Genomic DNA, 19,971 nt, shown 5'->3' with positions numbered 1-19,971 from the left:
CAAGGCCCTGCGCATCCGCCTGGCCGGCGCTTGCTACTAACGTTTTGGGGTCCGAGTTCGATAGCCTAAGGTGGAGCATTTTCACCAAAGACGATTATTCTTTGTGATCCCCTTAATGAACGTAAGCGAAAGAAAGCATGGCGTATGACCGTAGAGCAGTTGCGTGATTGGATCCGTAATTGGGTAGCCCAGACCACGGGCGTTCCCGCGGAGGAAATTACCGACTCTAAGCCGCTGGAAAACTTCGGCCTGTCCTCCCGCGACGCCGTGGTGCTGTCCGGCGAGCTGGAAAACCTGGTGGGCGTGGATCTTGACCCCACGGTCGCCTACGAATACCCGACCATCGCCCAGCTGGCCGACCGCCTGATTAACGGCCCGGCCCAGCAGTCGGCGCCGGCGTCCGCCCCGCGCCGGATCACCCCGGCCGGCGGCCGCGAGGACATCGCCGTCATCGGCCTGGCCGGCCGCTTCCCGGGCGCCAACAACGCGGACGAGTTCTGGGACATGCTGGTCGAAGGCCGCGGCGCGACCGGGCCGCTGCCCATTGGCCGCTGGTCCGACTACGCCGCCGATCCGGTGATGACCCAGAAGATGGCCGAGCAGAACCTCGCCGGCGGTTACCTGGACGACATCGCCAGCTTCGACGCGGAATTCTTCGGCCTGTCCCCGGTGGAGGCCACCAACATGGACCCGCAGCAGCGGATCCTGCTGGAGCTGGTCTGGGAGGCGCTCGAGGACGCCCACCTGCCGGCCAACGAGCTGCGCGGGACCGCCACCGGGGTCTACATGGGATCGTCGAACAACGACTACGGGATGCTGATCACCGCCGACCCGGCGGAGGCGCACCCGTACGCGCTGACCGGCACCTCCTCGGCGATTATCTCCAACCGGATTTCCTACGCGCTGGACCTGCGCGGGCCCTCGGTCAACGTGGATACCGCCTGCTCGTCCTCGCTGGTTTCCGTCCACCAGGCCGTGCGCGGCCTGCGCGAGGGCGATGCCGACGTCGCCGTGGCCGGCGGCATCAACATCATGGCCTCCCCGTTCGTGTCCACCGCCTTCGGCGAACTCGGCGTCATCTCGCCCACGGGCTGCATCCACGCCTTCTCCGACGACGCGGACGGCTTCGTGCGCGCGGACGCCGGCGGTGTGCTGGTGCTCAAGCGGCTCAGCGACGCCGAGGCCGCCGGCGACAACATCCTCGCCGTCATCAAGGGCTCGGCCATCAACTCCGACGGCCATTCCAACGGCCTGACCGCCCCGAACCCGGAGGCGCAGGTCGACGTGCTGCACCGCGCCTACGCCGACGCCGAGGTCGATCCGGCCACGGTCGACTACGTCGAGGCCCACGGCACGGGCACCATCCTGGGCGACCCCATCGAGGCCACCGCCCTGGGCGAGGTCCTGGGCGCCAACCGTGGTGCGGAGAACCCCACGCTGCTGGGCTCGGCCAAGTCCAATATCGGCCACTCCGAGTCTGCCGCCGGCGTGGTGGGCCTTATCAAGGTCATCCAGGCCATGCGCCACGACACCTTGCCGCCGAGCATCAACTTCTCCGCGCCGAACCGCTACATCGACTTCGACGCGGAAAAGCTCGAGGTCGTCGAGGACCCCCGCGAGTGGCCCGAGTACTCCGGCCACAAGCTGGCCGGCGTGTCCGGCTTCGGCTTCGGCGGCACCAACGCCCACGTCGTGCTCAGCGACTACCAGGGCACCCCGCAGCAGCGCGCCGCCCAGGTCGCCACCGACACCACCGACACCGCCGACGATGCCACCGCTGCCACCGTCAGCCTGCCGGTCTCCGGCCTGCTGCCGTCGCGCCGGGCCCAGGCGGCCGGCGCGCTGGCCGATTTCATCGAGGACCAGCAGCTGGGCACCGCGGATCTCTTCGCGCTGGCCCGCTCCCTGGCCGGGCGCAACCACGCCCGCTCCCGCGCGGTGGTCAACGCCACCGACCCGGAGGAAGCCATCTCCCGCCTGCGGCAGGTCGCCGCCGGCAAGATCTCGGTCGGGGTCACCGCCGCGGATTCCCCGTCGGTGCCGGGCCCGGTCTTCGTCTACTCCGGCTTCGGCTCCCAGCACCGCAAGATGGTCAAGGACCTCATCGCCGTCTCCCCGGACTTCCTGGCCCGCCTGGAGGAGCTGGACCAGATCGTGGACTTCGAGTCCGGCTGGTCCATCCTGGACATCGTCCGCGACGACGAGCAGACCTACAACACCGAGACCGCCCAGGTGGCCATCACCGCGATCCAGATCGCGCTGACGGATCTGCTGGCCAGCTTCGGCGCCCGCCCGGCCGGCGTTATCGGCATGTCGATGGGCGAAATCGCCGCGGCGTATGCCGCCGGCGGCATCAGCGCAGACGACGCCATGCTGATCGCCTGCCACCGCGCCCGCCTCATGGGCGAGGGCGAGGCCCAGCTGACCGAGGAAACCCAGGGCGCGATGGCCGTCGTCGAGCTGACCGCGGACGACATCGCGGCCCTGGACGGCAACATCGAGCCGGCCGTCTACACCGGCCCCGGCATGACCACCGTGGGTGGGCCGCGCCAGGAGGTCCTGGACCTGGTGGAGAAGCTCGAGGGCGAGGGCAAGTTCGCCCGCGCGCTCAACGTCAAGGGCGCCGGGCACACCTCGGCCGTGGATCCGATCCTCGGCGAGCTCGCCGGCGACATCGCGGGCATTACCGCCCGCCCGCTGCACACCACGCTGTTTAGCTCCGTCGACCGCGGCGAGGTCTACCGCCCGGGCGCCACCGTCCACGACGAGGACTACTGGCTGCGCATGACCCGCCAGCCGGTCTTCCTGGAGGACGCCACCCGCGCGGCCTTTGCCGCCGGCCACACCCAGCTGGTGGAGATCGCCCCGAACCCGGTGGCGCTGATGGGCATGATGTCCACCGCCTTCGCCGTCGGCAAGGCAGACGCGCAGCTGCTCTACGCGCTCAAGCGCAAGGTCGATCCGAGCGTGTCCCTGCTGGACCTGCTGGCCAAGCTCTACGTCGCCGGCGCGCCGGTGGACTACCGCGCCGTCTTCGGCGACGGGCCCGTGCGCGACGCGCCGCACACCCACTTCAAGCGCCAGCGCTACTGGACCCACGCCCGCCCGTCCTCCGGGGTCACCGGCCTGCCGGGCACGCGCGTGAACCTGCCGGAGGGCAAGACCGCCTTTTCCACCAACGCCGACCAGGCCCCGAGCGCCCTGGCGCTGCTGGAGGCGGCTATCGATGCCGTGTCCCCGGGCGCCCACCTCGTCGCCGTGGAAGAACCCGGCACGCTGCCCGCCCAGGGCGAGGTCACCACCGTGGTGACCAAGTCGCTCGGCGGCGTGGCCGTCGCCGCCTATGCCGTCAGCGACGGCGCGACGACCCTGGTCGCGGAAGGCTTCGCCACCTCCCTGGACCTAGGGACCAAGGCCGTGCCCGGCGTGGCCGACCTGCCGGACTCCGCCTCGCTGAAGGCGACCCCGGACCAGTCCGCCGACGCGGACATTGAGGCCGTGCGCTGGGACCCGGCCACGGAGACCGTGGAGGACCGCCTGGCGGCTATCGTCTCGGAATCTATGGGCTACGACGTGACCGACCTGCCGCGCGAGCTGCCGCTAATCGATCTCGGCCTGGACTCGCTGATGGGCATGCGCATCAAGAACCGCGTGGAAAACGACTTCCAGATCCCGCCGCTGCAGGTCCAGGCGCTGCGCGATGCCTCCCTGGCCGACGTCATCGACATGGTCACCGCCGCCGTGGAAGGCCGCGAGACCGACGGCGTGGAGACCGCCGCAGCCGCAACCGGCAACGCCGAAAAGACGGAAAAGAACGCTGAGGCCGACGAGGCCGCAGACGCCGAGGCCACCACTGGCACCGGCGTGGGCGTGGCCCCGCGCGACGCCTCCGAGCGCATGGTCTTCGGCACCTGGGCCTCGATCACCGGGAAGGCGGCGGCTGGCGTGACCAGCCCGCTGCCGGAGCTGACCGAGGAACAGGCCACCCAGATTGCCGAGCGGCTTTCCGAGCGCGCCGGCGTCGAGGTCACCACCGCGGCCGTGCGCGAGGCAGAAACGCTGGAGCCGCTGGCGGACCTGGTCCGCGAGGGCCTGGAGACCGAGGTCGAGGGCAACATCCGCGTGCTGCGGGAGGCCGACGGCCCGGCCGTGTTCATGTTCCACCCGGCCGGCGGGACCACGGTGGTCTACCAGCCGCTGGTGCGCCGCCTGCCCGAGGACGTCGCCGTCTACGGCGTCGAGCGCCTCGAGGGCAGCCTGGAAGACCGCGCGCAGGCCTACATCGACGACATCGTCAAGCACGCCCGCGGCCGCAAGGTCGTCCTCGGCGGCTGGTCGTTCGGCGGTGCGCTGGCCTACGAGGTCGCGCACCAGCTGCGTGACAAGGACCTCGAGGTCGCGTTCATCGCGCTGCTGGATACCACCCAGCCCTCCGATCCGGCGCCGGACACCCTGGAAGAGACCAAGGCCCGCTGGGAGCGCTACGCCGCTTTTGCGGAAAAGACCTACGGGCTGGAGTTCCCGGTGCCCTACGAGCTGCTGGAGACCGCCGGCGAGGACGCAGTGATGGATATGCTCGCGCAGTTCCTGGCCACCACGGACGCCTCGGAGCACGGCCTGGCGGCCGGCGTGCTGGAGCACCAGCGCGCCTCCTTCGTGGACAACCAGATCCTGGGCAAGCTGGACATGCGCCGCTGGGCGGACGTCGACGTGCCGGTGCTGCTGTTCCGCTCGGAGCGCATGCACGACGGCGCGATCGAGCTCGAGCCGCGCTACGCGGAGATTGACCCGGACGGCGGTTGGGGCGCTATCGTGGAGGATCTAGAGATCGTCCAGCTGCCCGGCGACCACCTGGCCGTGCCGGACGAGCCCGCAATCGGCATTGTGGGCAAGCACATCGAGGATTGGATCGAGGTAAAGATTCGTGGCAACCACCGCTGAGAAACTCGCGGATCTGCGCGCCCGGCTGGACAAGGCCCAGGACCCGGGCAGCGAACGCTCCCGCGCCCGCCGCGATGAGGCCGGCCGCACCACCCCGCGCCAGCGCATCGAGGAACTGCTCGACGACGGCTCCTTCGTGGAGACCGGCGCCCTGGGCAAGACCCCGGGGGATCCGAAGGCCATCTACTCTGACGGCGTGGTCACCGGCTACGGCCGCATCAACGGCCGGCAGGTGTGCATCTACGCGCACGACAAGACCGTCTACGGCGGCTCGGTGGGCGTGACCTTCGGTAAGAAGGTCACCGAGGTCATGGACATGGCCATCAAGATCGGCTGCCCGGTCATCGGCATCCAGGACTCGGGCGGCGCCCGCATCCAGGACGCGGTGACCTCCCTGGCCATGTACTCGGAGATCGCCCGCCGCCAGCTGCCGCTGTCCGGCCGCAGCCCGCAAATCTCCATCATGCTGGGCAAGTCCGCCGGCGGCGCGGTCTACGCCCCGGTGACCACCGACTTCGTCATCGCCGTCGACGGCGAGGCGGAAATGTATGTCACCGGCCCCAACGTCATCCGGGAGGTCACCGGTGAGGACGTGACCTCCGCGGAGCTGGGCAGCGCCCGCCAGCAGGAGCAAAACGGCAACGTCTCCGCCGTGGTCGAGTCGGAGGACGAGGCCTTCGACCTGGTCCGCGACCTGCTGGACCACCTGCCGCTGACCTGCTACGACCCGGCGCCCGTCTTCGCCGCCCCCAGCGACGAGGAGGTCGCCGAGGACGACGAGCTCAACGCGTTTATGCCCGATGACACGAACGCCGGCTACGACATGGAGGAGCTCCTGCGCCAGCTGGGCGACGATGACGAGCTCATCGAGCTGCAGGAGAACTTCGCTCCGAACATGATCACCGCCTTCGGGCGGATCGACGGCCAGGCCGTCGGGTTCGTGGCGAACAACCCCATGCACTTGGCCGGCTGCATCGACGCCGATGCCGCGGACAAGGGCGCGCGTTTCATCCGCATCTGCGACGCCTACAACATCCCGCTGGTCTTCGTGGTCGACACCCCCGGCTACCTGCCGGGCGTGGACCAGGAAAAGGCCGGGCTGATTCACCGCGGCGCGAAGTTCGCCTTCGCCGTGGTGGAGGCAACCGTCCCGAAGGTCTCGCTGATTGTCCGCAAGGCCTACGGCGGCGCCTACGCCGTCATGGGCTCGAAGAACCTGACCGGCGATATCAACCTGGCGTGGCCGACCGCGCAGATCGCCGTGATGGGTTCGGCCGCGGCCGTGGTCATGATCGCCGGCAAGCAGCTGGAGGCCGCCGAGACCCCGGAGCAGCGCGCGATGACCAAGAAGATGTTCATGGACTTCTACGACGAGACCATGACCGCGCCTTACGTGGCCGCCGAACGCGGCTACCTGGACGCGATGATCCAGCCGAACCAGTCGCGGCTGGCCCTGCGCCAGGCCCTGCGCCAGCTGGCCACCAAGGACGTGCGGGACCTGCCGAAGAAGCACACCATCGCCCCGATGTAACGAAACCGGGCGCCGGGGACGATATGTCTAAAGTAATCTCCGGCACCCGTGGCCGGCTCGCCGAGTAATAGTGGAGGAAACATGCTTCTGAGCAGCGCTTTGGACATCGTCAGCGAGATCGTCGGTCTGGTCATTGCCATCGGCAACCAGCTGGCGCACATCTTCGGCTAATTTCCCGCCGAAAGGCCAAAGGCCGGCGCTGCGCCCTTCCCAGGGTTCGCAGCGCCGGCCTATTTTTTCGTATTAACGCCCGGTTAGCGACGCGGCGGGCGGGTGGCGGTCCGGGTGCGGGCGCGCTGTGCTCGCTGGGCGTTGATCTCGGCGACCTCGGCGCGGCGGGCGCGGAAGGCGGCGATGGCGCGCCAGCCGAACATCAGCAGGGCGGACATGATGGAGGCGACCAGCAGGAAGCTGTAGTGCGGCAGCTGGCTGTTGACGATGGACCACAGGATCATGCCGCCGACGATGGTGGAGCACCACACGATGGCACCCTCGATCCAGCGGCCGGGCGAGGCCTTGATGCTGGTGATGAAGACCCAGCCCAGCAGCGCGCCCACGGCCCAGGGCCAGAAGGCGGCCAGCAGCCCGGTGAAGGTGAAAGGCGGGTGGGCGATTCGCGCGAAGAGCGCGAAGAGCATGATGGCGACGATATCAAGCAGCGGTGCGGGACGCATCGGCGTGATCCTTTCGGTTGAGGGCGGCATAGGTCAGTCCATTTCGAGCATAGTGCCAGAAGTAGACGATCCAGCCGATGACGGTGATGAGGGCAAAAGAAATCAGGCGGTAGACGACGGCGGCGCCGGTGGCATCGATAGCCGTCATGCCGGTGGCCACCAGCGAGGCGATGATGGCGGCCTCGACCGTGCCAAGTCCGGCCGGGGTGACCTGTGCGGAGCCGGCCAGCTTGGCGGTCAGGTAGGCCAGGGCGATGCCGGCCAGGGTGGTCTGGTCCTCCCCGGCGTGCAGGGCCGGGACGTCCCCGGTGATAGCCCACACGCACGCCCACAGGGAGGCCATGTCCAGCAGCCGGTTGGCCAGGGAATACCCGGCGACCTGCGCGAACTGCCAGCGGTTCAGGTGGACCTCGGAGAGGTTGCGCACCTGCTTGATGAGCGCGTCGCGCTTGCCGCCGCGCAGGAGTTTCTGCCGGGACAGCCAGCGCTCAATCGCGCGCGGGTGGTTGGATACCCAGAAGACCAGACCGCACAGCGCCACCACCGCGGTAAGGGTCAGCAGCAGGGAGAGCACCTGCATCTGGGCGTTGAGGAAGACCACCCCGCCCAGGCCGATGAGCACCAGCCACATGGTGGACACGGCCGAGGAGAGCACGAAGAACCAGCCGGCCAGGGCCACCGAGGTGCCCCAGCCGCGCTGGACGTGGAAGGTGAGGATGGCGGAAAACGCCGGCCCGGCCGGCAGGGTAGTGGACCAGGCGTTGGAGGCCAGCGTGATGGCGGTGGTCTCCTTCAGCGGGACGGGCACGCCGCCGGCCCGGATGAGCAGGCGCATGACTTCCGCCATGGCGACGATGGCGCCGAGGGAGGCGACTACCACCAGCCCCGCGGCAAGAGGATCGGCGGTGCGCAGCCGCCGGAACCCGTCCTGGAGGAAGTCCAGCTCATCGCGAAAGACCCAGATGAGCACCGCGAGAATCACAAGCGCGGCGACCCACTGCAGCCATTTTTTCAACGCCTAGTCCCTTCCCTGGTCCTTGTTTAGTCTTTTCATTAGCTCGCTAAACGGTACCAGGGAATCATCGGTGGACGTGTTGCGGTTGCCCCGCGCCGGGTAATCGCGGTCATCTTCCACGGCCGGCTGGGCCGTGGGCTCCTCCTGCGGTGCGGACTCGCGCGCGGATTCGCGCTCGTAGTCGGTGGAGTCATCGGCATCGGTAGCCAGGACGGCCTCGGACTGGGCCGGCATCTCCTCCCAGTGGCCTTCCTCCCGCGTGGCGCGCTGCGGGGCAGCTGCGGGTGCAGCGGCCGGCTCCTTGCCGTGGCCGAGCTTCTCGTAGGCGCGGTGGATGAACTGCGGGGCCCACCAGTTGTCCTCGCGCAGCAGGTGCATGACGGCCGGCACCAGGAGCATGCGCACGATGGTCGCGTCGATGAACAGGGCGAAGATCATGCCGAAGGCGATGTACTTCATCATCACGATGTCGGAGAAGCCGAACGCGCCGGCCACCACGATCATGATCAGCGCGGCGGCGGTGATGATGCCGCCGGTGTGCGCGGTGCCGTAGGAGATGGCCTCGTCCGTGGTTGCGCCCTTCTTGCGGGCCTCGACCATGCGGGAGACCAGGAAGACCTCGTAGTCGGTGGACAGGCCGTAGATGATGGCGATGATGAGCACCAGGATCGGGCTCATCAGCGGGCCCGGCGTGAAGTTGAGCAGGTCCGCGCCGACGCCGCTGACGAACATGGCCGTCAGGATGCCCAGGGTCGCGCCCAGGGTCAGCAGCGTCATGATGATGGCCTTGGCGGGCAGGACCACCGAGCCGAAGACCAGCGCCATGAGGATGAAGGTGGCCACGACGATGTAGATGGCCATCCACGGCAGCTTGTCGAAGAGGGCGTCGAGGGACTCGACCTCCATCGCCGGTGTGCCGCCGACGTACAGGTTCACGCCCTCCGGGGCGTCGACGGCCTCGAGCTGGTGGACGATGTCCGCATAGTCGTCGCGGTCCTGGATGCCGGCGGAGAGCACCGTGATGCCGTCCTTGGTGGCCGTGGACGGGCTCATCGGCTCGGTCAGGCCGTCCATGTCGCGCACCTGGAGGTAGACGTCGGCCAGCTGCTGGTTATCGGCGCCCTCCACCACCAGCTTGACCGGCTCGGTGCGGAAGGTGGGGAATTCCTCGTTGAAGGTGTCCTGGGCGACGCGGGTGTCCTGGCTGGGCGGCAGGTAGGTCTCGTTGATGCCGCCGAAGGCGATGTTGATCAGCGGGATGGTCAGCGCGATGAGCAGGGCGCAGATACCCACGGTCATCAGCTTGGCCCGGCCCATGGCCCACGCCGGCAGCTTGTACCACCAGGTGTCTTCCAGGCGGCGGGCGGTGCGCTTGGTGCGCCGGATGGACCACTTGTCGATGTTCTTGCCCAGCAGGCCGAACAGCGACGGCAGCACGGTCACGGACAGCAGCGCGGCCAGGCCCACGGCGGAAATCGAGCCGTAGGCCACGGATTTCAGGAAGGCCTGCGGGAAGATGAAGAGGCCGGACAGGGCCACGGCCACCATGGCCGCGGAGAAGACCACCGTCTGGCCGGCGGTGGCGGTGGTAATCGCCACGGCGTCTTGGGTGCTGCGGCCGCGGTCGAGCTCCTCGCGGAAGCGGGAGACCATAAACAGGCCGTAGTCGATGGCCAGGCCCAGGCCCAGCAGCGTGACGACGGCCTGGGCGAAGACGTTGACCTGCAGGAAACCGGCCAGGATCGACAAAATGCCCAGCGAGCCGAGGATGGACAGGCCGCCGACGATAAGCGGCATGAACGCTGCCACGACGGAGCCGAAGACCACCAGCAGCAACAGGCCGACCAGCGGCAGGGCGGCCTTCTCCGCGCGGGAGATGTCGTTGGACATGCCGTCGTCCAGGGCATCGGCCACCGCGGTCGCGCCGGCGACCTGCACGGGCAGGTCGGTTTCGTGCAGCGCCGGCTCGATGGTGCGGAAGTCCTTGAGCGTTTGCTCCGCGTCGCCTTTGAGCCCGATGGCTGTGAAGGCGTAGGTCCCGTCCTCGTTGATGAAATTCGGGTTCTTCTTGTCGAAGTAGCCGTTGAGGTGGGAAATCTGGTCCGGGTACTGCGCCTTGATGTCGGCGAAGTACTGCTGGGCGGCGTCGAAGTTCTCGTCCGGGTTTTCCACCATGACGATGACGTCGCCGTTGTTGTCGCGCCCGAAGGTGGTTTGCTCGAGCTCGGCGGCCACGGTGGAGGCCGCGCCCGGATCCTCCCAGCCTTCCTGGCTCATGCGGTCTTCCAGGCGGGTGCCGAAGATAGCGAACAGAGCCAGGATCAGCGCGATCAGGATAACGGGGATGAGCTTGCGGTGGGCATAAGAAAAACGGCCCCAGCTATAAAACATGCGGCTCCTAGCGTTCGTCGAGCAAGGCAGAAAGCGGGCGGAAAGGCTGCAGCCAGGCGCCGCCGTCGGGCAGGTTGTCCAGGTTGACTCGGGGCAGCGGCTCGCGGAAGACGCCGTCGATGTCCTCCAAGTCCACGAAGTCGATGACCGGGTGGGTCACGGCCCAGGAGGCGTGCTCCTGGAAGCCGACCACCGTGACCGGCACGCCCTCGTTTGCCAGCTCCTCCAGGGTCTCCTGGAAATTCTGGCCGTCGGCGGAGGCGACCACCAGCCCGGCGAGCTCGTCGCGGTTTGCGGCGATGTAGTCGAGCATGTCCGGGTCCACGTCCGTGTCGTCGTGGACCTTGGGCTTGGCGAAGACGGCGAAACCGACGTTGCGGATGGCCTCGACCCAGGGGCGGATGACGTCCGCCCCGCCCGGGGTGACGTTGGTAAAGACCGCGGCGTGCGGCTGGGCGTCTAGGTCCCAGGCCTCGCGCACGGTCCAGCGGCCGATGGCGTCGAAGCGCGGGCGGAAGGCGGCGGTCGGGCGCCCGCCCAGGATGGCGCCCAGGCCCATGTCCATGTTGGGCGCGTCCCAGACGAGCAGCAGCTTGCGGGTAGTCATTACTGCGGCCTCTTTTCCCAGAGGTATTCCTTAATAACGTGGTCCTTATCCAGGCCCTTGCCCTCGAACTTGGTGATGACCTGGCGGTCGGTCAGCTGCGGACATTCGGGCCACGGCCAGCCGCGGTAGCGCAGGATGGGCTCGACCTCGACGAGCTCGTCGATCCACTCGGCGTAGCCGGCGTGGTCCGTGGCCACGTGCAGCACGCCGCCCGGCTTGAGGCGGGAGGCGAACAGGTTGAGCGGCCCGGACTGGATGATCCGGCGCTTGTGGTGGCGGGCCTTGGGCCACGGATCCGGGAAGAAGACGCGGATGCCGTCCAGGGACTCCGGCGCGAACATGCGGGCGAGCACCTCGATGCCGTCGCCGCGCACCATGCGGATGTTGTCGATGTCCTGGCGCACCACCTGGCCCAGCAACTTGGCCAGGCCCGGCTTGTAGAGCTCCACGGCGACGATGTTGGTGTCCTGCTCCAGCGGGGCCATCGCCGCGGTCGAGGTGCCGGTGCCCGAGCCGATCTCCACCACGGTCTTGGCGCCGCTGCGCCCGAACCATTCCTCTATATCAATCCGTTCGTCCGCCAGCACCCGGCCCAGGCGGGGCCAGTGCTCGGCGAAAAGTGCCTGCTGGTTGTCGGTCAGGCTGCCACGACGGAAGGTCACGTTACCCAGGCGCGGGTAGTCCAGGCCGTCGTTAAACTCGGTCTGCAGCGGGCGGCCCGGCGGCATCTCGCCCACGGCGGTAGGGGTGTTACTAGAGTTATCCATCGTGGTCTATTGTTCACTTAGCCAGCGCAGTTGGCAATTTGCCGCGCCGCCGACGGCAGCAATGCCGGCCGCAGAGCCGGCAGTGGGGAAAGAACATAAGGAATAGGCCGCAAGTTCTGACCGAACTCGGGCGCGGAGGGGTGCCGGTTATGACCAGCCGGGCGAAGGCGGGCTGCTTGGGGGTGGCGCCGTGAGTAGGGCGGCGGCTTGGCCCGCCGGGTCGATCCCCCGGACGGGGGTACGAAAACTATGAGATTGCCGGTGACGGTATGGCGTACCCTCGGTTAAGTTGTGGTAAACAGTGTGGATATATCCAGTGCCCGGCGAATTGTCGGTACTTGCGCCGGCCGGCGCGTTACGCTGGAGGTGGAATGCCCTCTAAGACATAAGTCATGGCTTAAGTCTGACAACGTGAAGAATTAACCCCAGGAGACTTTAGATGACCGCCGAAATTAAAGGCCTTGTTGGACAACTTCCGACTGACAACCCGGAGCTTATCGCGTGGATCAATGAGAACGTGGAGCTCTTTCAGCCGGACCAAGTGGTCTTTGTAGACGGCTCTCAGGAAGAAGCCGACCGGCTCGCCGGCGAGCTGGTGGAGAAGGGGACCCTGCTCAAGCTCAACGAGGAAAAGCGCCCGAACTCCTACCTGGCCCGCTCCAACCCCTCGGACGTCGCCCGCGTCGAGTCCCGCACCTTCATCTGCTCGGAGAACGAGGAAGACGCCGGCCCGACCAACAACTGGGCCCCGCCGGCCGCGATGAAGGAAGAGATGACCGACGCCTTCCGCGGCGCCATGCGCGGCCGCACGATGTACGTCGTGCCTTTCTGCATGGGCCCCATTAGCGACCTGGACCCGAAGCTCGGCGTGCAGCTGACCGACTCGGCCTACGTGGTCCTGTCCATGCGCATCATGACCCGCATGGGCGCGGAAGCGCTGGAGAAGATCGGCACCGATGGAGCCTTCGTGCAGGCCCTGCACTCCGTCGGCGCCCCGCTGGCCGAGGGCGAGGAGGACGTCGCCTGGCCGTGCAACGAGACCAAGTACATCACCCACTTCCCGGAGACCAAGGAGATCTGGTCCTACGGCTCCGGCTACGGCGGCAACGCCATCCTGGCGAAGAAGTGCTACGCGCTGCGTATCGCCTCCGTCATGGCCCGCGAAGAGGGCTGGATGGCCGAGCACATGCTCATCCTGAAGCTGACCAACCCGGAAGGCAAGAACTACCACATCGCGGCCGCCTTCCCGTCGGCCTGCGGTAAGACCAACCTCGCGATGATCACGCCCACCATCCCGGGCTGGAGCGCCGAGGTCGTCGGCGACGACATCGCCTGGCTGCACCTGCGCGAGGACGGCCTGTACGCCGTGAACCCGGAGAACGGCTTCTTCGGCGTGGCCCCGGGCACCAACTACGCCTCCAACCCGATTGCCATGAAGACCATGGAGCCGGGCAACACCCTGTTCACCAACGTCGCGCTCACCGACGACGGCGACGTCTGGTGGGAGGGCATGGACGGCGACGCCCCAGCCCACCTCATCGACTGGACCGGCGAGGACTGGACCCCGGACTCGGCCACCAAGGCCGCCCACCCGAACTCTCGCTACTGCGTGCCGATCTCCCAGTGCCCGACCGCCGCGCCGGAGTACGACGACTGGCAGGGCGTGAAGATCGACGCCATCCTCTTCGGCGGCCGCCGCGCCGACACCGTCCCGCTGGTCACCCAGGCCTTCGACTGGAACCACGGCACGATGATCGGCTCCCTGCTGGCCTCCGGCCAGACCGCCGCGGCCGAGGGTAAGGTCGGCGCCCTGCGCCACGACCCGATGGCCATGCTGCCGTTCATCGGCTACAACGCTGGCGACTACCTGCAGCACTGGGTCAACATGGGCGAAAAGGGCGGCGACCGCATGCCGGCCATCTTCCTGGTCAACTGGTTCCGCAAGGGCGACGACGGCAAGATGCTGTGGCCGGGCTTCGGCGAAAACTCCCGCGTGCTCAAGTGGATCATCGACCGCATCGAGGGCAACGTCGGCGCCGAGGAGACCATCATCGGTTCCACCGCGCGCGCCGAGGACCTGGACCTGCACGGCCTGGACGTGGAGATCGACAAGGTCAAGCAGGCCCTGGCCGTCCACGCCGAGGACTGGTCCGGCGACATCCAGGACAACTCCGACTACCTGAACTTCCTGGGCTCCCGCGTCCCGCAGGAGGTCTGGGACCAGTTCGACGCCCTGAAGTCGCGCGTGGAGGAGCACCAGAGCGCCTAAAGGGTCTAGGCGCTGGCGCGTAGCACCAGCACCAGGTTGCTGACCAGAAACTCCCGCAACCCGGGAACGCGGGTCAGCCACCACGCCCACCGCGGGTGATAGCGCGGGAACGCCAACAACAGCTCGGCGTCCCCGCGCTTTTGCGCGTTTTCGGCCCACCGCAGCCCGCGCGCGCAGCTGACCGCGAAGAGCGAGGTGCCGTAGACGTTCTTGGGCGGGTGGCCGTGGCGGCGAGTGTAGTAATCCCGGGCAAAGGCCCCGCCCACGTAGTGCTGCCACAGGCCGGTCTCGTGCCCGCCGAAAGGCCCCAGCCACACGGTGTAGCTGAGCACCACCAGGCCGCCGGGGCGGGTCACCCGTAGCATCTCCTCGGCCAGCGCTTCCGGGTCGGGGACGTGCTCGGCCACGTTGGAGGAATAGACCACGTCGAAGGTCCCGTCGGCAAAGGGCATCCGGGTGCCGTCGCCGCGCACGCTGTTGGCCAGCGTGAGTCCCGCCGCGGACATCTCCCCGGCGTCGGGCTCCAGCCCGATGTAGCGGGCGCCGCGGCGGTCGAAGGCGGCGGCGAAATAGCCCGGGCCGCCGCCGACGTCGAGGACTAAGGAGCCGCGGAGGGCGAGCCCGGCATCGTGAGCCAGCCGCCCGATGAGCTCGGCGGTGTCCTCGGCCAGGGGTCCGTAGAAGGCGGCGGGGTGGGTCTGCTCCTGCGGGAAGGCCCGCAGGAGTTGCCAGGATCTCCTCAGCGTGGCCAGGGCTCGGGTGTAGCGCATAGCCACTAGGCTAGTAGCTCGACATGAAAATACTTCTACTCTGTTGGCGCGATTCCACCCACCCCCAGGGCGGCGGCTCCGAACGCTACCTGGAGCGGGTCGGCGAATACCTCGCCGCTCACGGCCACCAGGTCATCTACTGGACCTCCCGGCACATGAACGGCGCCCGCCACGACAAGCGCGACGGCGTGAACTACTGGCGCGTGGGCGGCAAGTACAGCGTCTACCCTTATGCCCTGGCCGCCATCCTGGCCGGCCGGGTGGGGCTGGGCCCGCTGCGCGGCATCGACGTGGTGGTGGATACCCAGAACGGCATCCCGTTTTTCGCCCGTCCCGTCGCCGGCGTGCCGGCGGTCCTTTTGACCCACCACCTCCACAAGGAGCAGTGGCCCGTGGCCGGCCCGGTGCTGGCCCGCCTGGGCTGGTGGTTGGAGTCCCGCGTGGCGCCGGCGGTCTACCGCGGCGCGCCGTACGTGACCGTCTCGCCGGCGTCCCGCCAGGACTTGGAGACCCTGGGCGTGCAGGGGGCCGAGATCATCGAAAACGGCGTGGATCCAATCCCGCCGCACGTGCCGCGCCTGGAGCGCGAGGCCGCCATCCACCTGGTGACCCTGTCGCGCCTGGTGCCGCACAAGCAGATCGAGCACGCCATGGACACCGTCGCGCAGATCCCGGAGGCGGTCTTGGACATCGTCGGCTCCGGTTGGTGGGAACACAGCCTGCGCGAGTACGCCGAAAAGCTGGGGCTGGGCGAGCGCGTGCGTTTCCGCGGCCAGGTAACCGAGGACTACAAGCACGCCCTGCTGGCCCAGGCGGACCTGCACCTTATGCCCTCCCGCAAGGAAGGATGGGGACTAGCAGTCATGGAGGCGGCCCAACATAGGGTGCCCACAGTGGGGTATTCCTTCGGCCTGCGCGACAGCGTCCACGACCAGGCCACCGGCCGGCTGGTGGAGACCCCGGCGCAGCTACTCCAGGCCACCCGCGAGCTTATCGCCGACCCGGCCGAGCGCGACCGCCTCGGTGCCGGGGCGCAAGAATTCGCCGCCCAGTTTTCCTGGGAGACCACCGGCCGCCGGTTTATGGATTTGCTCGCGCGCGTGACCGGGAAAACCAGCGCGCGATAAGCCCGGCCGCCAGCGGGGTGAGCAGCCAGGCCACGACCAGGCCCCAGGGCCGCGGCTGCGGGCCGGCGCCGGTCTCGGCAACAACCTGGCCGCCCTCGACGACCGCGCCCACGCCGAGGTGCTCCAACCGTCCCAAGTCCCGCTCCTGCCACGCGCGCTGGGCGGCCACCCAGCGCGGCGCCGGGTAGTCCAGGAGAGCGCCGTCGACGCGCAAGGCGCCGGATTGGACCTTCGCCGCAACCTTGGAATACGGATCCACGGCCACGCCGCCGGGGGCCTCCACCAGCTCCGGCCGGTCGACGAAGAGGGCGTCCCGGCCGCCCAGCTGGTGGACCAGGGCGCTGTCCGTGCCCTCCGGCCGCGGCTGCAGCGGCGCCACCGCCCGGGCGGCATCGGGAACCAAGAGTGCCACGGCCACCAGCCCGGCCGTGGCACTCGGGCCGCGCACCGCGCCCAGGCCCACCGCGTAGGCGGGCACGGCCAGGGCCAGGAATTTCTGGCTGTCGCGCAGCAGCCCGCCGCCCGGCACCGTGTCCACGACCCAGGCCAGCGCGCCGGGGAATAACGCAGCCAGCAGAACCCCGCCCAGCCCGAGCGCGGCCAGGACAAGTAGCGCCCCGGCGCCGGTCGGCCAGCGCACGGAGCCCGCGCCCCGGCCCGCACCGAAAAGCCGGGCCCAGCCGAGCGTCACCACGGCGATAAGCAGCACGCCGACCAGGGCGAAACCGGCCTGGCGGGAGGCGGGCACGGCGTCCGCGTTCCAAATGCCGCCCAGACCGAGCACGGTGACCAGCAGCCCGGCGTGGGCCTCAGCGCGCGGCGCGAAGGCCGCCACGGCGGCGGCCGCATCCATCCCCGGCGCGGTGCCGCGCACGACCCCCAGCAGGCCGGGCAGGGCCCATGGCAGGCACAGCGCCAGGCCGTAGCAGGCCGTGGCTAGCCGCTGCCGCGCGGTGGCGATGCCCGTCAGCGCGCCCAACAGCGCGCCGGTCGGCGTCAGCGAGGAGACGAACATGGCCGCCCACTGCCCGGGCCGCCGCCCCGCCAGGCCCGCCGCGGCGATGGCAGGGCCCAGCCAGGCGGCCGCCGCGATGGACCACTGGCCCTGCAGGAGCCGCTCGATCACCAAGGGGTTGGCCACGCACAAGGCGATGGCCGCGGCCGGGCCCAGCAGGTGCCGGTCCGCCACAACTTCCGGAGATTGCCCTGCCGCCGGCGCGCACAACCTGGTCAGCCGCCAGCCGCCCCAGGCGGCGGCGACTGCCGAGCCGATGACCAGCGCGCGCACGAGCCAGTGCGCCGGCACGAGCTGGGCGGCTAGGGCGAGCAGCCCGTCCTGGGGAACAGCCCGGGCGGGCAGGTCCCCGCCGCCGAAATTGGCGGGGCTGAACGCCATATCCGCGGGCACGACCATGTCCCGCCAGACAAGCTCGCCCGGCAGGACAAAAGGCCAGGTAACGCTAGCGATGCACGCGGCGGCGACCGCGATCAAGCAGGCCGCGCGCACCGCGGCGGGGCGGCTGGCGGGAAGAAGGCGCGGCATGGGCGGACCTGCGGGCGGTTAGTTCGCCTCGCCGGCGCGGCGGCGCATGTACATCCGCGCGGCAATGATGAGCAGGACCACGCCCAGGGCCTTGCCGCCCCAGCCGAGAATCGACATCGCCTTGGTCATGTTGACCGTGCTGGCGACCTTGTCCAGGGCGCGCTGCTGGCTGTCCGGGCTCCACTCGAGGCGCGCGTTGACCACGGCCCGCTCGCGCGCCGGGTCGGTGGCGTCGAGCTGGGCGGCTTCCTGCGGGGAGGTCGCAAAGCTGATGTCCACGTGGGTCACGGCGTTAACGATGGTGCCCGTGGTGGACTCGACCCAGACCGTGCGGCTGACCGAGTAATACGGCTCCAGCACGACCGTGTCCTCCGGGTGGTAGCCGAAGCGTTCCATGTCGGCCTGCGAATAGAAGTTCCCCGCCGGGCCGACGACCTCGGTGGCCTCTTCCGCGTCCGCGCTCGCGCCGGCGAGGGAGGAAAACAGCAGCTTTTCCACCTCCGGGTCGAGCTCACGGCCGTGCAGGTCCTGCTGGAAGGTGTAGGTGGGGATGCCGTCTACCTTCTCGGTGCCGGAGAAATCCAGCGGCTCCGAGCCGTGCAGGAGCGGGTCGTAGAGCGGGTAGGAGCGCTGTTCGGTGTCGGCGGGGAAGAAGTATTGCAGCCCGTCGCGCTCGAAGCCGGGGTCCGTGATCTCGTCGCCGCCCTCACCCAGCGACAGCGTCAGCGCGGTCGAAGGCCCGGAGGCCGGGAAGGTCGACTCCCGGTTCAGCACCGAAGACTCGCTCACGCGCGCGGCCAGGTGGTCGTCGATGAGGGTGGTGACCTCGGATTCGGAGCTGGCCAGCGTGGAGTCGTCCGCCTTGCCGGTCTGGGTGTGGCGCTCGACCTCCATCGGCACGTCCCGGATGAAGCAGGCCAGCGGGTACTGCGTCTGGCCGTTGGCTAGCTTTGCCGGCTCGCACGCGGGGCTGGCGGAGCGCTGCGAGTTCGGCTTCCCGGCGCGGAAGGCCTGGTAGTCCAGCACCATCGACTCCCGGGAGGTAGCCGTTACCTGGTAGTCGATGTCGCGGGAAAGCTGGCGCGTCTGGTTCTCATACATCGCGGGGACCATCGCGCCGATAATAAGCGCGCAGGCTGCCGCCACCACGGTCCAGAACAGGCGGCCGCGGAGCCGGAGGAAGCGCTTCATTGCAGTATCATGTCCAATCACGGAAAGTTACAGGTTCTGGTTGCACGGACGCTTGCGGTGAAGCCCCAAGCGACCATGCCCCGGCGAGGGAAGGAGGCAGCGTGCCGCACGCTCACGCGAAGCACCGCCAGCCCGCCGCGCCCCACACCGGCGTGCATAACACCTTACCGCAGCGGCTCGACGCCCTAGACGGTCTGCGGGCGGTCGCGTCGCTGGGCATCATCGTCACCCACGTCAGCTTCCAGACCGGCACCGGCTGGGGCTGGGCCGAGCGCTTCGATTATTTCGTGGCGGTTTTCTTCGCGCTCAGCGCCTTCGTCCTGTGGCGCCGGCGGGAGCGCTACGCCGCCCGCGGCTGGTCGCGCTACTACCGCAGCCGCACCGCCCGCATCGCGCCGGCTTACCTGGCCTGCGTGATCGCGGTCTTGGCCTTCCTGCCCTCGGCCGCCGGGGTGAGCCTCCAGCAGGTTGTAGCCAACCTCACCTCGACCCAGATCTTCTGGCCAGACGGCCTGGCCCCCGGGCTGACCCACCTGTGGTCGCTGTGCGTGGAGATCGCCTTCTACTTAACGATGCCCCTGCTGGCCATCGCCGCCCAACTCCTCCCGGGCGGGCGCCGAGTGCGCTGCCTGGTGATTGCGGCTTCGGCCGCGCTGAGCCTGGGCTGGGCGTTGTTGCCCTTCGTGGCGAACGCGGACCCGGACGGGATTAATACCCAGATCTGGCCGCCGGCCTATACCTTGTGGTTCGCCGTGGGCATGCTGGCCGCCGAGGCCGAAGGCCGCGTTCCGGCCTGGGTCCAGCGGGTGGCTTCGTGGCGCTGGATGTGGCTGGGCCTGGCCGCCGGGTGCATCTGGCTGGCTAGCCGGGAGTGGTTCGGCCCGCGCGGGCTGACCCACCCGGACCCGGACGAGTTTGCCCGCCGCATCCTGGTCGGCGGGGTCTTCGCCGCCTGCGTGGTGTTGCCCTTCATCTTCGCACCGCGCTCGCGGGTGCTGGAATCCGCGCCCCTGCAGGCGGCCGGAGTCTGGTCTTATGGCATCTTCCTCTGGCACGTGGCGGTGCTGGACCTGGTCTTCCCGCTGCTGGGGATCGATCTGTTTAGCGGCGGGGCCATAAACTTCGTCCTCGTGTGGCTGGCCACG

Annotated in this window: 12 protein-coding genes and 1 pseudogene; 5 read left to right on the top strand and 8 right to left on the bottom strand. The window is 68.8% G+C overall.

The window, feature by feature from the left end; translation table 11 throughout:
* Positions 1-144: 144 nt before the first annotated feature.
* Positions 145-4,941 carry a polyketide synthase Pks13 gene (gene pks13, locus VVR85_RS05780; protein ID WP_368519991.1) on the top strand — a complete coding sequence of 1,599 codons (4,797 nt, stop codon included), beginning with the start codon at positions 145-147 and terminating at the stop codon, positions 4,939-4,941.
* A complete protein-coding gene (locus tag VVR85_RS05775; RefSeq protein WP_368519990.1) occupies positions 4,925-6,472 on the top strand; it encodes an acyl-CoA carboxylase subunit beta in 1,548 nt (515 codons plus the stop codon). Before pks13 ends, VVR85_RS05775 begins: the two co-directional genes overlap by 17 nt.
* Before the next feature lie 254 nt (positions 6,473-6,726).
* On the opposite strand, the gene VVR85_RS05770 is transcribed toward VVR85_RS05775, so the two are convergent.
* Genes VVR85_RS05770 through trmB form a run of 5 tightly spaced genes read right to left on the bottom strand, consistent with a single transcriptional unit; the run spans position 6,727 to position 11,926 of the window.
* Positions 6,727-7,146, bottom strand: coding sequence for a DUF3054 domain-containing protein (locus VVR85_RS05770; RefSeq protein WP_368519989.1), 420 nt, complete (start codon positions 7,144-7,146; stop codon positions 6,727-6,729).
* The gene (locus VVR85_RS05765) at positions 7,124-8,161 is read right to left on the bottom strand and encodes a YbhN family protein (protein WP_368519988.1); all 1,038 of its coding nucleotides are present in this window, start codon (positions 8,159-8,161) and stop codon (positions 7,124-7,126) included. Before VVR85_RS05765 ends, VVR85_RS05770 begins: the two co-directional genes overlap by 23 nt.
* A gap of 3 nt (positions 8,162-8,164) precedes the next feature.
* Positions 8,165-10,552 (bottom strand): MMPL family transporter, encoded by a 2,388-nt coding sequence (locus VVR85_RS05760; RefSeq protein WP_368519987.1) that lies wholly within the window; start codon positions 10,550-10,552, stop codon positions 8,165-8,167.
* Between the two features lie 7 nt (positions 10,553-10,559).
* Positions 10,560-11,159, bottom strand: coding sequence for an NYN domain-containing protein (locus VVR85_RS05755; protein ID WP_368519986.1), 600 nt, complete (start codon positions 11,157-11,159; stop codon positions 10,560-10,562).
* A complete protein-coding gene (trmB, locus tag VVR85_RS05750) occupies positions 11,159-11,926 on the bottom strand; it encodes a tRNA (guanosine(46)-N7)-methyltransferase TrmB (protein ID WP_368519985.1) in 768 nt (255 codons plus the stop codon). Before trmB ends, VVR85_RS05755 begins: the two co-directional genes overlap by 1 nt.
* Positions 11,927-12,365: 439 nt before the next feature.
* Between trmB and VVR85_RS05745 the strand changes: the two genes are divergently transcribed.
* A complete protein-coding gene (locus tag VVR85_RS05745) occupies positions 12,366-14,195 on the top strand; it encodes a phosphoenolpyruvate carboxykinase (GTP) (protein WP_368519984.1) in 1,830 nt (609 codons plus the stop codon).
* Between the two features lie 5 nt (positions 14,196-14,200).
* Here VVR85_RS05745 and VVR85_RS05740 read toward each other — a convergent pair whose 3' ends face one another.
* Positions 14,201-14,965: a class I SAM-dependent methyltransferase gene (locus tag VVR85_RS05740; protein WP_368519983.1), complete on the bottom strand. Its 765-nt coding sequence runs from the start codon at positions 14,963-14,965 to the stop codon at positions 14,201-14,203.
* A 23-nt stretch (positions 14,966-14,988) separates the two neighbouring features.
* On the opposite strand from VVR85_RS05740, the gene VVR85_RS05735 reads away from it, so the two are divergent.
* The gene (locus VVR85_RS05735; protein ID WP_368519982.1) at positions 14,989-16,092 is read left to right on the top strand and encodes a glycosyltransferase family 4 protein; all 1,104 of its coding nucleotides are present in this window, start codon (positions 14,989-14,991) and stop codon (positions 16,090-16,092) included.
* Here the strand turns inward: VVR85_RS05735 and VVR85_RS05730 are convergent.
* Both VVR85_RS05730 and VVR85_RS05725 read right to left on the bottom strand, forming a co-directional pair.
* Positions 16,046-17,635, bottom strand: coding sequence for a hypothetical protein (locus VVR85_RS05730; RefSeq protein ID WP_368519981.1), 1,590 nt, complete (start codon positions 17,633-17,635; stop codon positions 16,046-16,048). The two genes, VVR85_RS05735 and VVR85_RS05730, sit on opposite strands and share 47 nt — an antisense overlap.
* Positions 17,636-17,653: 18 nt before the next feature.
* Positions 17,654-18,826, bottom strand: coding sequence for a porin PorA family protein (locus VVR85_RS05725; protein ID WP_368519980.1), 1,173 nt, complete (start codon positions 18,824-18,826; stop codon positions 17,654-17,656).
* A gap of 101 nt (positions 18,827-18,927) precedes the next feature.
* Here VVR85_RS05725 and VVR85_RS05720 point away from each other — a divergent pair.
* A pseudogene (locus VVR85_RS05720) lies at positions 18,928-19,941 on the top strand (acyltransferase family protein); the annotation flags it as partial.
* Positions 19,942-19,971: the final 30 nt, after the last annotated feature.

The sequence above is a fragment of the Corynebacterium sp. LK2590 genome (assembly GCF_040946105.1).
GTDB lineage: Bacteria > Actinomycetota > Actinomycetes > Mycobacteriales > Mycobacteriaceae > Corynebacterium.
Note: the sequence above shows the minus strand (reverse complement) of the source record. Positions and strands in the feature narration are given on the sequence as shown.

What these genes read in the sequence shown, in the direction of transcription:
- pks13 (WP_368519991.1), top strand. Translation starts at nt 145, where the DNA reads ATGACCGTAGAGCAGTTGCGTGATTGGATCCGTAATTGGGTAGCCCAG.
- VVR85_RS05770 (WP_368519989.1), bottom strand. Translation starts at nt 7,146, where the DNA reads ATGCGTCCCGCACCGCTGCTTGATATCGTCGCCATCATGCTCTTCGCG.
- VVR85_RS05760 (WP_368519987.1), bottom strand. Translation starts at nt 10,552, where the DNA reads ATGTTTTATAGCTGGGGCCGTTTTTCTTATGCCCACCGCAAGCTCATC.
- VVR85_RS05755 (WP_368519986.1), bottom strand. Translation starts at nt 11,159, where the DNA reads ATGACTACCCGCAAGCTGCTGCTCGTCTGGGACGCGCCCAACATGGAC.
- trmB (WP_368519985.1), bottom strand. Translation starts at nt 11,926, where the DNA reads ATGGATAACTCTAGTAACACCCCTACCGCCGTGGGCGAGATGCCGCCG.
- VVR85_RS05745 (WP_368519984.1), top strand. Translation starts at nt 12,366, where the DNA reads ATGACCGCCGAAATTAAAGGCCTTGTTGGACAACTTCCGACTGACAAC.
- VVR85_RS05740 (WP_368519983.1), bottom strand. Translation starts at nt 14,965, where the DNA reads ATGCGCTACACCCGAGCCCTGGCCACGCTGAGGAGATCCTGGCAACTC.
- VVR85_RS05735 (WP_368519982.1), top strand. Translation starts at nt 14,989, where the DNA reads ATGAAAATACTTCTACTCTGTTGGCGCGATTCCACCCACCCCCAGGGC.
- VVR85_RS05730 (WP_368519981.1), bottom strand. Translation starts at nt 17,635, where the DNA reads ATGCCGCGCCTTCTTCCCGCCAGCCGCCCCGCCGCGGTGCGCGCGGCC.
- VVR85_RS05725 (WP_368519980.1), bottom strand. Translation starts at nt 18,826, where the DNA reads ATGAAGCGCTTCCTCCGGCTCCGCGGCCGCCTGTTCTGGACCGTGGTG.